This is a genomic window from Agrobacterium sp. (assembly GCF_059499945.1).
The window spans coordinates 21,493-34,644 of sequence record NZ_JCABZP010000003.1 but is presented as its reverse complement, the minus strand read 5'-3'; the positions used below and the strand labels follow the sequence as shown (position 1 = coordinate 34,644).

Below are 13,152 nucleotides of genomic sequence, written 5' to 3'. Positions count from 1 at the left end.
TCCTGCGATGAGGGCGCATGTTATTTTCACCGCAACAGGACGAAGCGCTCAAGGCTGTTTCCCGCTGGCTGAAGGAAGGCCGCACACCGGTTTTCCGGCTGTTCGGTTATGCCGGAACGGGCAAGACGACGCTTGCCAAGCATTTCGCGGAAAATGTCGATGGCGAGGTGCTGTTTGCGGCCTTCACCGGTAAGGCGGCGCAGGTGCTGCGTTCGCGTGGTGCAACCAATGCCCGCACCATCCATTCGCTGATCTACCGCCCGCGCGGTGAAGAAACTGTCGAAGACGAGGAAACCGGCAAGACCTCGATTGCGCCGATGTTCTCCATCAACCGCCAGAGCCCGCTCGCCAAGGCGGCGCTCATCATCATCGATGAATGTTCGATGGTGGACGAGCAGCTCGGCAAGGACCTGATGAGCTTCGGCACGCCGATCCTCGTGCTCGGCGATCCCGGCCAGCTGCCGCCGGTTTCGGGCGGCGGCTTCTTTACCGAGCAGGAGCCGGATTATCTGCTCTCGGAGATTCATCGGCAGGCCAAGGACAATCCGATCATCCATCTTGCCATGGATGTGCGGGAAGGCCGGGAAATCATGCGCGGCGATTATGGTTCCGCGCAGGTGATTTCCAAGTCGGAGGTGACGCAGTCGCTGGTGCTCGATGCCGATCAGGTACTCGTCGGCACCAACCGTACCCGCCGTCGCTATAATCAGCGGCTTCGCGAGCTGAAGGGTTTTACCGCCGATTACCCGCAATCCGGCGACAAGCTGGTCTGCCTCCGGAATGATCCCGCCAAGGGCCTGCTGAACGGCTCGCTCTGGCAGGTGATGAGTTCTTCGCGCGAAACGGTGAAGCCCGGCATCAACCTGATGATCCGGCCCGAAGACGACGATATGGATCGCGGTGCGGCCAAGATCAAATTGCTGAAGGCGGCCTTCGAGGATGTGGAGACGGAAATTCCGTGGTCCACGCGCAAGCGTTATGACGAGTTCGATTTCGGCTATGCGCTGACCGTGCACAAGGCGCAGGGTTCGCAGTGGAATAACGTGGTTCTCTTCGACGAGAGCTATGCCTTCCGGGACTCGCGCGAGAGGTGGCTCTACACCGCCATCACCCGTGCGGCAGAGACCCTGACAATCGTTCGCTGATCGTGATCAGGCGCGGATGACGCCGAGAAGAACCGCCTTGGCGACCGCCTGAAAACGGTTGCTGGCATTGAACTTGCCGATGATCTTTGCCTCGAGAACATTGAGATCGGTGCCCGAAAGACCAAGGGCGCGGGCGAGGCGCACCGGCGCATAACCCTCCGCCATCAGTTCCAGACATTTTCGCTCGGTGTCGGTAAGGGCGATGTCCTTTGCCGGCGCCCGTTCCGCGCCATCCATGCCGTCCGCTTCCGCGTCGGCGACCAGCAACTCCTCGATCTGCTGGGCCTGGCGCTGAAGGGTGGAAAGCTCGGCCGTCAATTCCCGCTTCCGCTGCCGCAGCGCGGCGTGGAATATGTCGTCCGCCTCGCCCTGCGAGAGCGAACGGACGAATTTTTCCATGATCTCGGTAATGGCGGCGACGGAAATACCCACTTCGCGGCAGACGTTGATGACCGCCATGCGCTGGACGTTGCGGTGGGTATAGACCCGCATCTGGCCGATGCGCCTGGAGGTCAGCAGCGCCTTTTCCTCGTAGAAATGCAGCGTCCGGTGAGTTACCCCGAAGATATTGGCCATGTCGGCGATGGGGACGGGTTCTGCGGGCAGGGAGGAGGGCAGGCTTACATCCGGTAGAAAGCTGCTGATCCTTAGATTGGGTTTGTCCTCATCGCCGTGACTTTCGAACGGCATCCGGCCATCCTGCATTGTCTCCCCCTTCGCGCTCTTTGACAGTGTGCCTGCCTTTTTAAAGGTGTCCGTTGCTTGTTCCCCCAAGACGGACATGTTTTCCGATCAAGACCTCATGCCAAACGCTACATCAGAACCGTAACGTGTATTGCCTGTTTTCGTTCCCGCAATAATAAAAAATTTGCCGGCCTCCTTGCGATTGGCCTCAACCTGCGTGAAACAGGATGTCAATTCCGAACCGGAGCCCGATGCCATGCCCGCAAAACTTTCTGTCAATCTGAACGCAATTGCCATGTTACGCAACCGTCGCGATCTTCCGTGGCCGGATGTCGCGCATTTCGGGCATATTGCATTGGAGGCGGGGGCAAGCGGGCTGACTGTACACCCGCGGCCGGACCAGCGCCATATCCGCTTTTCCGATCTGCCGGTGCTGCGTGCGCTGATCGACGACCGTTTCCCCGCTGCGGAATTCAACATCGAAGGTTATCCGACCGAGGATTTCCTCGTCCTTTGTGAACAGACGCAGCCGGAGCAGGTAACACTGGTGCCTGACGACCCGTCGCAGGCGACGTCCGACCATGGTTGGGATTTCCGCAAGCATGGCGTTTTCCTGAAAGAGGTGGTGGGACGCCTGAAGGCTGGCGGCATGCGCGTCTCGCTTTTTGCCGATGGCGATGGCGAGCGCGAGCCGGTGCAGCTGGCGGCCGAAACGGGGGCGGCGCGCATCGAACTCTACACCGGCCCCTATGGCGGCTGCTTTGACGATCCACAAAAGGGCGATGCGCTTCTTGAAAAGCTTGGACAGACGGCGGACCATGCGAGAGCGCTCGGGCTTGCCGTCAATGCCGGCCATGACCTGACTGTCGAAAACCTGCCAAAGCTGATGAAACGTATCCCTTATCTGGCCGAGGTTTCCATCGGTCACGGGCTGACGGCGGATGCGCTGGAATATGGCATGGCTGAAACAGTCCGGCGTTTTTGCCGTGCCTGCGGTCAGGCTATTTCATAACCGAAGTCAATTTTTTTGCCTATAGTTAGCTGGCGCATGCTCCGTGCGCGAGCTTTTGAAGGCAGAGACATATGCAAGAACATCATGTTGTCGTCGTGGGTGGAGGCTTCGGCGGTTTGCAACTGGTACACGGGCTGGAGGGGGCCCCTGTCCGTATTACATTGATAGATCGTCGTAATCATCACCTGTTCCAGCCATTGCTTTATCAGGTTGCGACGACGGCTCTCGCGACATCCGAAATCGCCTGGCCGATCCGCCATCTCTATCGTGACCGCAAGGAGGTCACGACCCTGCTTGCGGAGGTGAATGGCATAGATCGGGCCGCGCGGACCGTGCATTTGAGTTCGGGTCAGGTGATCGGCTTCGATACGCTGGTGCTGGCCACCGGCGCGCGCCACGCCTATTTTGGCCGTGACGAGTGGGAGCGCTCCGCCCCCGGCCTCAAGACGCTTGAAGATGCAACGACAATCCGCCGCCGCCTGCTGCTGGCCTTCGAACGGGCCGAGCTCGCCACCAGTGAAGATGAGCGGCAGGCGCTGCTGACCTTCGTCATCATCGGGGCGGGCCCGACGGGCGTGGAAATGGCAGGCATGATCGCTGAGCTGGCCCACAAGGCGCTGCCGCCGGAATTCCGCAATGTGGATACCCGAAAGACCCGGGTGTTGCTCGTAGAGGCCGGCCCTCGCGTCCTGCCGGTCTTCACGGAAGACCTGTCAGCCTATGCCAAAGAGGCGCTCGAAAAGCTCGGCGTCGAGGTTCTGCTCGGAACACCCGTGACGGCCTGCAGCGACGAGGGTGTAACGGTGGGCGAGACCTATTATCCTTGCCGCACCGTGGTCTGGGCCGCCGGGGTGCAGGCATCACCCGCCGCGAAGTGGCTCAATGCCGCTGCCGACAGGGCAGGACGCGCCATCGTCGGGCCGCATCTCAATCTGGAAGACGACGGCAATATCTTCGTCATCGGTGATACGGCCGCTGTCAATCAGGAAAACGGCAAACCGGTGCCGGGCATCGCGCCTGCGGCAAAGCAGCAGGGCGCTTATGTGGCGAAGGTCATCAAGGCGCGGCTTTCCGGCCAGCCGTTACCATCACCGTTCCGCTACAGCCACCAGGGCAATCTGGCGACCATAGGCAAACGTGCGGCGGTGATCGATTTCGGCCGGTTCAAGCTCAAGGGCGTGCTGGCATGGTGGATCTGGGGGCTTGCCCATATCTACTTCCTGATTGGAACGCGGTCGCGGCTGGCGGTGGCGTGGAGCTGGCTGTGGATCTATCTGAGCGGCCAGCACAGTGCGCGGCTGATTACCCAGAAAGAGACGCTGAAGGATGAGGCGTGAGGCGCAGGCGGAAAGGGCGGGGAGCCCGCGCCGCTTCTTGTCCTTAGGGTGACAACCTCTCCGTCGTCCTGCTCGGGCCTGTCCCGATCATCTGCACAAGGCCGAGGATGACTTGCGTGGAAGGAGAGGTTTGCCCCAATCAAAAGGCGGGGAGCAATTGCTCCCCGCCTTTTTTAAATCACGACATCGATTTGACGTCCATCAAGCGTCGAGCGATGCCATGTCGATGACGAAGCGATAACGCACGTCGCTATTCAGCACGCGCTCATAGGCTTCGTTGACGTCCTGGATGTTGATCGTCTCGATCTCCGAGACGATGTTGTGCTCGCCGCAGAAATCCAGCATGTCTTGGGTTTCCTTGATCGAACCGATCATCGAACCCGACAGGTTCTTCGCGCCGATGATGAGCGAGAAGGCGTGAACCGGGATCGCATGTTCCGGCGCACCGACCACGACCATGCTGCCCTTGGGCTTCAGGAGGCCGAGATAGGCGTTCCAGTCGATGGCGACGCCAGCCGTGCAGATGATCAGGTCGAAGGTGCCGGCCAGCTTCTCGAAGGTCGAGGCGTCGCTGGTGGCGTAATAGTCCTTCGCGCCGAGCTTCAGGCCGTCTTCCTTCTTCGACAGTGTCTGGGAAAGAACGGTGACATCCGCGCCCATGGCCGCACCGAGCTTGACGCCCATGTGGCCAAGGCCGCCCATGCCGACAATCGCGACCTTCTGGCCGGGACCGGCGTTCCAGCGGCGCAGCGGCGAATAAAGCGTGATGCCGGCGCAGAGAAGCGGTGCGGAAGCATCGAGCGGCAGGTTGTCCGGGATCGACAGGACATAACCTTCCTTGACGACGATCGAGTCGGAATAACCGCCATGGGTGGCTGTCTTCGTGAAGGGATCGACGTCGTTATAGGTCTGGACGAGGCCGGGCATGTAGTGTTCGTTGTCGAGATCGCGGGTGGTGCAGCCGACGCAGGAATCGACGAAGCAGCCGACGCCGACGTGGTCGCCGACCTTGAACTTCGTGACCTTGGAGCCGACGGCTTTCACGACACCGGCAATCTCATGGCCGGGAACGATCGGATAGACGGCGTTCTTCCACTCGTTGCGGACGGTGTGGATGTCCGAGTGGCAGATGCCGGCATATTTGATGTCGATGACGACGTCGTCATCGTTCGGCTCGCGGCGTTCGAAGGTGAACGGGGTAAGCGGCTTTGACGCGTCGGTCGCAGCGTAACCTCTTGCTATAGCCATCTGAATATCCTTTCGGGGGTGGGGAAGTGACGGCGGAATATGCGACGGAAGCTTGGGAAGGCGTTAGAGCGATCCTCCAGCCTTTTTGCACGATCCTGCAAAAATATGCGGGCGTGCTCTTTGCGCGGGCCGGGAGGCTTTCTAGATAAATGACATCCGCTGCATTTCCTCCTTCAGTTAAGGGAATTCCCCTATGTCCTTGCCGTTTAATCTCTATCAGGAGATCGCCTCCATCGCCGCGCGATATGCCACAAGCGACGGCGAGGTGCAGACGGCGATCGAATCTCTCGGCATCAGCCGACGCACGACGCCCAGCGCGCCGTGCCACGGCAGCTACCGCCCCTGTTTCGCACTGGTGATCCAGGGATCGAAAAGCGTCCAGCTGGGAACGGACACCATCAATTACGGTGCGGGCGACTATCTCCTGACATCGCTTGACCTGCCGGTTGCCTGGCGCGTGGTGGAGGCGAGCAAGGAGGTTCCGCATTTTTGCATCGCGCTTGCGATCGATAGTGAAAAGCTGCTCGATCTCATGCGGCGCGTGCCTATCGACCCGCCTGCGGAGCCGGCGAACGCGCAGCGCGGCATCGTCGTCAATGCCGCCACGCCGGAGCTGCTCGATGCGGCCATCCGGCTGATGCGCCTGCTCGACCGCCCGGCGGACATTGCGGCAATGGCGCCGCTGATCGAGCAGGAAATCCTCTACCGCATCCTGACCGGTCCGGCGGGTGGGCAGCTGATGAACATCATCGCGGCCGGCAGTCACGGCAACCGGATCGCCCGCGCCATTGCCTGGCTGCGCGAGAATTTCGCGCGCCAGCTGCGCGTCGAGGATCTTGCGGAGCATATCGGCATGAGCGTGTCCTCCTTCCATCATCATTTCAAAACGATCACGGCCATGACGCCGGTTCAGTACCAGAAGCAATTGCGCCTGCATGAGGCGCGCCGGCTGATGCTGCTGGAGCGGCTGGATGCGGGCACTGCCGGACATCGCGTCGGTTACCAGAGCCCTTCGCAGTTCAGCCGTGAATATAGCCGCTTCTACGGGCTGTCGCCGTCGCGTGATGTCGATGCCTCGCGTGAAATTGTGGCGGGGTAGAAGGGACTGTCCATTCATAGCGGGTCGATGGCGCGTCGGACTTACCCCCCTCTGCCCTGCCGGGCATCTCCCCCACAAGGAGGGAGATCGGCAAGCGGCTTTGGCGTCGCTTAATTCTCTACCATTGCGATGGGCGAAGCTTAGCCGCATATCGATCTCCCCACCTGTGGGGGAGATGCCCGGCAGGGCAGAGGGGGGTAAGTCCCACGCGCCATCGGACACGCTACGAACGCATAACCCCCTGGAGCCCCCCGCTCCCATTCACACTGCGCAACAGCGCGTCAATTTTCGTCCTCCTCTCAAGAATCCGCTTGACCGGACAGCTGCCTCCGCTTAAATGGCGCTCGAACCGTACCGTACGGTACATTAATCGAGCCCCTGGAGTGGAAAAGACTTGGCTTCCGACCCGATCACAGCGCAGGAATTTTCGCCGCGCCAGAACGCCGTTCTGGATCAGGCATTGCGTCTATTGGTCGAGGGCGGCGAGAAAGCGCTCACCACATCCGGTCTGGCGCGTGCGGCCAACTGTTCCAAGGAAAGCCTCTACAAGTGGTTCGGTGATCGCGATGGCCTGCTGGCAGCAATGATCACCTTTCAGCAAAGCAAGGTCCGCACCTTCGAAAAGGCGGGCGACCGCGTGTCTGCGCCGCAGCTTGCCGATCACCTCGAGGTTTTCGCGCATGATCTGCTTGATGTGCTGGCGGGCGACGTGTCGCTGGCGCTCAACCGTCTGGCGATAGGGCAGGCGAGCCGTGACGGTTCGAAGCTCGGCGATCTGCTCCTGGAACGCGGCCGTCGCCAGATCGACCGCCGCGCCCGCGGGCTGATCGAGGCGGGTCGCCGTTCGGGTTACCTGCGTTTCGATGATGCCGAGGAGGCATATCGCAGTTTTTACGGTCTCATCGTTTCGGATCTGCATGTGCGCATGCTGCTGGGCGAGGCGCCGGACAAGGATTTTTCCGCCCGGGCGAAGAAGGCGGTCGTCGCCTTTCTGACCCTCTACGGCACGGAAAAGGTACATTCGGAACTCAGCGGCAAACCCGCCTGAGATTCCGGTTCAGACAACTGAGAGACAAGCATTAGGGAAGGACCATAAAATGCGCGTTTATTATGATCGTGATGCCGATCTCAATCTCATCAAGTCCAAGAATGTCGTCATCGTCGGTTACGGCTCCCAGGGCCGCGCCCATGCGCTGAACCTCAAGGATTCCGGCGCCAAGAACGTCGTCATCGCTCTGAAGGCCGGTTCGCCGACCGTCAAGAAGGCCGAAGCCGACGGCTTCAAGGTCATGACCGTTGCCGAAGCCGCCAAGTGGGGCGACCTCCTGATGATGGCAACGCCGGACGAACTCCAGGCTGACATCTACAAGGCCGACATCGCCGGCAACATCCGTGATGGCGCAGCGATCGCTTTCGCACACGGCCTCAACGTTCACTTCGGCCTCATCGAGCCGAAGGCATCGCTCGACGTCGTCATGATCGCACCGAAGGGCCCCGGCCACACGGTTCGCGGCGAATACCAGAAGGGCGGCGGCGTTCCCTGCCTCGTTGCCGTTCACCAGAACGCTTCGGGCAATGCGCTTGAACTCGCTCTCTCCTACGCCTGCGGCGTTGGCGGCGGCCGTTCGGGCATCATCGAAACCAACTTCAAGGAAGAGTGCGAAACCGACCTCTTCGGCGAACAGGTCGTTCTCTGCGGCGGTCTCGTCGAACTCATCCGCGCTGGTTTCGAAACCCTGGTCGAAGCCGGTTACGCACCGGAAATGGCCTATTTCGAGTGCCTGCACGAAGTGAAGCTGATCGTTGACCTGATCTATGAAGGCGGCATCGCCAACATGAATTACTCGATCTCCAACACGGCCGAGTGGGGCGAATACGTCACCGGTCCGCGCATCATCACTGCCGACACCAAGGCTGAAATGAAGCGCGTTCTGCACGACATCCAGACCGGCAAGTTCACCTCCGAGTGGATGCAGGAATGGAAGGCTGGCGGCGCACGCTTCAAGGGCATTCGTCGCAACAACGACGCCCACCAGATCGAAGAAGTCGGCGCAAAGCTGCGCGGCATGATGCCCTGGATCGGCAAGAACAAGCTGGTCGACAAGGCTGTCAACTAAGCTTCATTGCTGGTGGAAGATTGGAAGGCCGGGGCGAAAGCTCCGGCCTTTTCTGTATTGTCCGGCTGAGAGGGCTCCCGGTCACACGATCGCGTCGTCTTCCTCGATAACCACCGAAACCGGGAAGTGATCGGAAAATCCGCCGAGATTGACGTTTTTGACCGCATCGCCTTTCGAAAGACCGAAGCGGATCGGTCCCTCGTTCTTGCTATGGCTGACCATGGCGGCAATCGCTTCGATTTTCGCGGTTTCCTCGTGCACCTTGAAGCCGCTGCTGCCGCTCAGAAGTGATCGGGAGACGAGGATCTGATCGAAGATATTGGCATCTCCGTTAAAATAGAGCGTGCCGTAGATCGTTCTTGCCGTGCCGACGGAATCCACCACCGGCTGGCGCAGATAATTCCAGGTGAGATTGTAGAACATGGCCGATTGCGAGCTTTCGACATCGTCGCGCTCGCGGGTGGAATTGGCGTGATAGCGCAGCGATGCATCGGAAGGGTCGTCGTTGAAATCGCCGAAAGCGATGACGGCGATGTCGTTGCCTTTCTCTTCCCTGATCCGCTGGTGCCAGTAACCCAGCGTTTCACCGGCGGTCATGCGAAAACCGGCGCTTTCCACCGCGCCGCCCGAGCGCGACGGCCAGTGATTGGAGAGCGCGATAAGCTGGCGGCCGCCCCTGGTGATGAAGGTGCATTGGGTAATGTCGCGTGTGCCGGTGCGGCGCATCACGAAATGGCTGAAAATCTCGTTTTCGTTGATCAGCAGCTTTTTGCTGTCGTAGATGAAGGCGGTGTCGATGCCGCGCTGGTCCTTGCTGGAATCGGCGTGCACGACGCGATAGGCGCGGGCGGGCATGAGGTCGTTCAGATGTTCCGCCAGCGTCTCCAGCACGAAACGGTTCTCGACTTCGCACACACCGAGCAGATCCGGTCCCGCACCGCCGATCTGACTTATGATCAGACCGAGCTGCCTGACCTTGGTCCTGAACAGGTCCTCTGTCCAGCCTTTCAGATCGTTCTTCAGCCGCTCGGCAATCCACGGCTCGCGCGCCGGATAGCCCTCCGGCGCAAACAGGTTTTCGACATTCCAGAACGCCAGGACATATTGGGTCATGATCCGCACACCTCCGGTTGGTTTTTCAAGCCTAGTGGAAGTTTTTGCCACAACAACTTGAAATTGTCATGAAGGCCGGCGGCTGGCGAATTTTCCCGTTCCCGGCCTTATTCGGCCGGCGGAATGACACCCTTCGTCAGCAGGAAGCAGCCATAGAACCGGGTTTCGCCTGTTGTGATGACGCAATAGGCCTGTTTGGCTTTTTCGTAGAAGGCGAAGCGTTCGATGCCGTACATAGGGGCCGATTTTCCTTCCGCCGCGTCGATTTCCTTCTGCACCTCGGCCTGCACCGGCTCCAGCTGATCGGGCGCGCCCATCACTTCCATGCGACCGACCGAGGGCTGCAGCGGCGTGTCGAGCGGCAGGACGGACAGGATGGCTTTCATGGCACGGGCTGCAGAGACATTGTCGATATGCAGCACCTTGCCGACAGTCGTCTGGCGGGCAACCGAATCGGAAGGGAAGTTGGTGTCGGAGATCACCAGCGTATCGCCGTGACCCATGGCGCGCAGCGCGTGCAGAACGTCGGCGTTCAGCGCCGGGTCGATATTTTTCAGCATGTCGTCAAACTCCCATGATGCTTTCGCCGCGTTGCGGCGCGCGCGCAATCCAGCCGGAAAACCATGTCGCGTCAATCGCAAAGGTGTGATTGTGAAGCTTTGCGCAAGGGTGTATTTGGCTTTGTCCGCAAAATCGGGCCTCAAGAGGGGCCGGTTGCGGACAATGTGCAGGGAGGCAGAAATAATTCGAAAAACTGATAAGTCAGTATTGCTGACGTATCGACATTTCTGTAAAGATGCACGCATAAAAACGACACAAGAGGAAACGTACCCATGCTTGATTGGGAACAAATTTTCGCCACGCGCTCTTCGCGCATGAAAGCATCTGAAATTCGCGAACTGCTGAAGCTGCTCGAGCAGCCCGATATCATCTCCTTTGCCGGCGGCATTCCGGACCCGGCTCTTTTCCCCGCAGAGGAATTCCAGCAGGCTTACGCGGAAATTTTTTCCGGCGCGCAGGTCAATGCAGCGCTGCAATATTCGGTGAGCGAAGGTTACAAGCCGCTGCGCGAATGGCTGGCCGGCGAGATGGACAAGATCGGCATCGAATGCACTGCCGATAACGTCTTCATCGTTTCCGGTTCGCAGCAGGGTCTCGATTATCTCGGCAAGCTGTTCCTGTCGCCGAAGGATACGGCGCTGGTCACCTGGCCGACCTATCTCGGCGCCCTTTCCGCCTTCAACGCCTATGAGCCGAATTACGACCAGCTGAACCCCGGCGGCAACCGCACGCCCGAGGCATACCGCGAAACCGCGGCCAAGCTCGGCGGCGCGGTGAAGTTCGCTTATCTCTCGGCCGATTTCTCCAATCCGACCGGGGAAACCGTCGATCTGGCCGGCCGCGAAAAGGTTCTGGCGCTGGCCGACGAGCTTGATATCGCCGTCATCGAAGACGCCGCTTACCAGTCGCTGCGTTACGATGGCGAGGCTGTTCCGCCGATCATGGCGCTCGATATCGCCCGCTCGGGCGGCATCGAGAATACCCGCACCATCTATTGCGGCAGTTTCTCCAAGACGCTCGCACCCGGCCTTCGCGTCGGCTACATCGTCGCGTCTGCGCCTGTTATCCGCAAGCTGGTGCTGATGAAGCAGGCCGCCGACCTGCATTCCTCTACAATCAACCAGATCGCCATCGAACGGGTCGCCTCGCGCGGCTTCGACAAACAGGTTGCCAAGATCAAGGCTGCTTACAGCGCCCGCCGTGATGCGATGCTGGCCGCACTCGACAAATATATGCCGAAGGGCACGCGCTGGACGAAGCCGGAAGGTGGCATGTTCATCTGGGTGACCCTACCGGAAGGCATGGATGGGGCCGCACTGCTGGCAAAGTCCATCGCTACGGAAAAGGTCGCCTTCGTTCCTGGCCGCGCTTTCTTCGCGGATGGTTCCGGCACGAATACGCTGCGTATCAGCTTCTCCTGCGCTAACGAGGCGATGATCGAGGAAGGCATGAAGCGGCTTGGGCGGTTGATCGCGACCGCGCAGGCAACTACGGGCGAGGTGGTTCCGGCGATTTGAGTGACTTTCCGGCAGTTACAGAGGTTGCGGCTTCACCCCCCCTCTGCCCTGCCGGGCATCTCCCCCTCAAGGGGGGAGATCGATTTGCGGCAAGGTTTCGCCTATCTCAACGCTTTAGAATGAAGTGGCAGGCGAGCGTCTTGCCGATCTCCCCCCTTGAGGGGGAGATGCCCGGCAGGGCAGAGGGGGGCAAGCCGCAAGCGCCAAGGAGCATTGTTACTCTCAATCCCGACGAACCCTAGGGATTACACCTCTAAAATCCTGCCTGTCACATACATGTTATGCAATCATGTTTTAGCGGTCCCACCGAACAACAGGGACTGGACCCATGAAAACGCTGCTCTCCGCTTTCACCGCCATCGTATCGCTCGGCTTCATCGCCACAGCCGCCAATGCCGCCGATCTGGTGCTTTATACCAGCCAGCCGAACGAGGACGCGCAGGCGACCGTTGATGGTTTCAAGGCCGCCAATCCGGGTCTCGAAGTTGAATGGGTGCGTGACGGGACGCCGAAGATCATGGCCAAGCTGATGGCCGAGATCAATGCCGGCAATCCGGTTGCCGACGTGCTGCTGATCGCCGACACGGTAACGCTGGAGCGCATGAAGCAGGCCGGCCAGCTTCTGGCTCACAAGTCCCCTGAAGCCAAGAATATCGATGCCTCGCTCTATGATGCGGATGGCTTCTATTATTCCACCAAGCTCATCACGACAGGCATCATGTATAATACCGCTGCCGCGATGAAGCCGACCAGCTGGAAGGATCTGGCGAAGGCGGAAGCCAAGGGTCTCGTGACGATGCCGAGCCCGCTGACCTCGGGTGCCGCGCTGATCCATGCGCAGACGATCGCCGCCGTTAAGGACCTCGGCTGGGATTATTACAAGCAGCTGAAGGCCAATGAAGCCATTGCCGGCGGCGGCAACGGCGCGGTCCTGAAGTCCGTCGCATCGGGCGAAAAGGCCTATGGCGTGGTCGTCGACTACATGCCGATCCGCGAAAAGGCCAAGGGCGCGCCGGTCGAGTTCGTCTTCCCGGAAGAGGGCGTTTCTGCTGTCACCGAGCCGGTCGCGATCATCAAGGGCACCAAGCACGAGGAAGCGGCGAAGAAGTTCGTTGACTACGTGCTTTCCGAAAAGGGCCAGCAGGGCTTCGTCAAGCTCGGTTACATTCCCGCGCGCGCCGACGCCGGCATGCCGGAAGGTTTCCCGGCCCGCGACAAGCTCAAGGTTCTGCCGCTCAACGCCGCCGATGCGTTGAAGAACTCCGAACAGGACCTGAAGACCTTCTCCGATATCTTCGGCTCTAAGGGCTGATAAAGCG

General features: G+C 60.1%; 12 protein-coding genes. 8 read left to right on the top strand and 4 right to left on the bottom strand.

Annotated elements, in window-relative coordinates; translation table 11 throughout:
* Positions 1-17: 17 nt before the first annotated feature.
* Entirely contained in the window at positions 18-1,145 is a 1,128-nt protein-coding gene (locus AC5I5B_RS02275) for an ATP-dependent DNA helicase (RefSeq protein ID WP_003507572.1), read from the top strand.
* 6 nt (positions 1,146-1,151) lie between these two features.
* On the opposite strand, the gene AC5I5B_RS02270 is transcribed toward AC5I5B_RS02275, so the two are convergent.
* Entirely contained in the window at positions 1,152-1,850 is a 699-nt protein-coding gene (locus AC5I5B_RS02270) for a MerR family transcriptional regulator (protein ID WP_003507573.1), read from the bottom strand.
* Positions 1,851-2,085: 235 nt separating this feature from the next.
* On the opposite strand from AC5I5B_RS02270, the gene AC5I5B_RS02265 reads away from it, so the two are divergent.
* Positions 2,086-2,841 carry a pyridoxine 5'-phosphate synthase gene (locus AC5I5B_RS02265; RefSeq protein WP_099086074.1) on the top strand — a complete coding sequence of 252 codons (756 nt, stop codon included), beginning with the start codon at positions 2,086-2,088 and terminating at the stop codon, positions 2,839-2,841.
* 71 nt (positions 2,842-2,912) lie between these two features.
* Positions 2,913-4,178: an NAD(P)/FAD-dependent oxidoreductase gene (locus AC5I5B_RS02260; RefSeq protein ID WP_087744534.1), complete on the top strand. Its 1,266-nt coding sequence runs from the start codon at positions 2,913-2,915 to the stop codon at positions 4,176-4,178.
* 201 nt (positions 4,179-4,379) lie between these two features.
* On the opposite strand, the gene AC5I5B_RS02255 is transcribed toward AC5I5B_RS02260, so the two are convergent.
* On the bottom strand, positions 4,380-5,426 hold the full coding sequence (locus AC5I5B_RS02255; protein WP_495752293.1) for an NAD(P)-dependent alcohol dehydrogenase: 1,047 nt from the start codon (positions 5,424-5,426) through the stop codon (positions 4,380-4,382).
* 193 nt (positions 5,427-5,619) lie between these two features.
* Between AC5I5B_RS02255 and AC5I5B_RS02250 the strand changes: the two genes are divergently transcribed.
* The 3 genes from AC5I5B_RS02250 to ilvC all read left to right on the top strand — a co-directional run bounded on the left by AC5I5B_RS02250 (position 5,620) and on the right by ilvC (position 8,642).
* Complete coding sequence (locus AC5I5B_RS02250; RefSeq protein WP_003507579.1) at positions 5,620-6,525, top strand: AraC family transcriptional regulator; 906 nt, start codon at positions 5,620-5,622, stop codon at positions 6,523-6,525.
* Positions 6,526-6,919: 394 nt separating this feature from the next.
* The gene (locus tag AC5I5B_RS02245) at positions 6,920-7,573 is read left to right on the top strand and encodes a TetR/AcrR family transcriptional regulator (protein WP_003507581.1); all 654 of its coding nucleotides are present in this window, start codon (positions 6,920-6,922) and stop codon (positions 7,571-7,573) included.
* Positions 7,574-7,622: 49 nt separating this feature from the next.
* Positions 7,623-8,642 carry a ketol-acid reductoisomerase gene (gene ilvC / locus AC5I5B_RS02240; RefSeq protein WP_046798127.1) on the top strand — a complete coding sequence of 340 codons (1,020 nt, stop codon included), beginning with the start codon at positions 7,623-7,625 and terminating at the stop codon, positions 8,640-8,642.
* Between the two features lie 81 nt (positions 8,643-8,723).
* Here the strand turns inward: ilvC and AC5I5B_RS02235 are convergent, their stop codons facing one another.
* Together AC5I5B_RS02235 and AC5I5B_RS02230 are read right to left on the bottom strand one after the other, a co-directional pair.
* Positions 8,724-9,755, bottom strand: a complete 1,032-nt coding sequence (locus tag AC5I5B_RS02235; RefSeq protein WP_111793087.1) for an endonuclease/exonuclease/phosphatase family protein — start codon at positions 9,753-9,755, stop codon at positions 8,724-8,726.
* Positions 9,756-9,862: 107 nt separating this feature from the next.
* A complete protein-coding gene (locus AC5I5B_RS02230) occupies positions 9,863-10,315 on the bottom strand; it encodes an RbsD/FucU family protein (protein ID WP_060726384.1) in 453 nt (150 codons plus the stop codon).
* 273 nt (positions 10,316-10,588) lie between these two features.
* Here AC5I5B_RS02230 and AC5I5B_RS02225 point away from each other — a divergent pair, with 273 nt between their 5' ends.
* On the top strand, positions 10,589-11,833 hold the full coding sequence (locus tag AC5I5B_RS02225) for an aminotransferase-like domain-containing protein (protein WP_111834749.1): 1,245 nt from the start codon (positions 10,589-10,591) through the stop codon (positions 11,831-11,833).
* 328 nt (positions 11,834-12,161) lie between these two features.
* The gene (locus AC5I5B_RS02220; protein ID WP_060723369.1) at positions 12,162-13,145 is read left to right on the top strand and encodes an ABC transporter substrate-binding protein; all 984 of its coding nucleotides are present in this window, start codon (positions 12,162-12,164) and stop codon (positions 13,143-13,145) included.
* Positions 13,146-13,152: the final 7 nt, after the last annotated feature.

Coding starts and splice junctions, on each gene's coding strand:
- AC5I5B_RS02275 (WP_003507572.1), top strand. CDS start 18: ATGTTATTTTCACCGCAACAGGACGAAGCGCTCAAGGCTGTTTCCCGC.
- AC5I5B_RS02270 (WP_003507573.1), bottom strand. CDS start 1,850: ATGCAGGATGGCCGGATGCCGTTCGAAAGTCACGGCGATGAGGACAAA.
- AC5I5B_RS02265 (WP_099086074.1), top strand. CDS start 2,086: ATGCCCGCAAAACTTTCTGTCAATCTGAACGCAATTGCCATGTTACGC.
- AC5I5B_RS02260 (WP_087744534.1), top strand. CDS start 2,913: ATGCAAGAACATCATGTTGTCGTCGTGGGTGGAGGCTTCGGCGGTTTG.
- AC5I5B_RS02255 (WP_495752293.1), bottom strand. CDS start 5,426: ATGGCTATAGCAAGAGGTTACGCTGCGACCGACGCGTCAAAGCCGCTT.
- AC5I5B_RS02250 (WP_003507579.1), top strand. CDS start 5,620: ATGTCCTTGCCGTTTAATCTCTATCAGGAGATCGCCTCCATCGCCGCG.
- ilvC (WP_046798127.1), top strand. CDS start 7,623: ATGCGCGTTTATTATGATCGTGATGCCGATCTCAATCTCATCAAGTCC.
- AC5I5B_RS02235 (WP_111793087.1), bottom strand. CDS start 9,755: ATGACCCAATATGTCCTGGCGTTCTGGAATGTCGAAAACCTGTTTGCG.
- AC5I5B_RS02230 (WP_060726384.1), bottom strand. CDS start 10,315: ATGCTGAAAAATATCGACCCGGCGCTGAACGCCGACGTTCTGCACGCG.
- AC5I5B_RS02225 (WP_111834749.1), top strand. CDS start 10,589: ATGCTTGATTGGGAACAAATTTTCGCCACGCGCTCTTCGCGCATGAAA.
- AC5I5B_RS02220 (WP_060723369.1), top strand. CDS start 12,162: ATGAAAACGCTGCTCTCCGCTTTCACCGCCATCGTATCGCTCGGCTTC.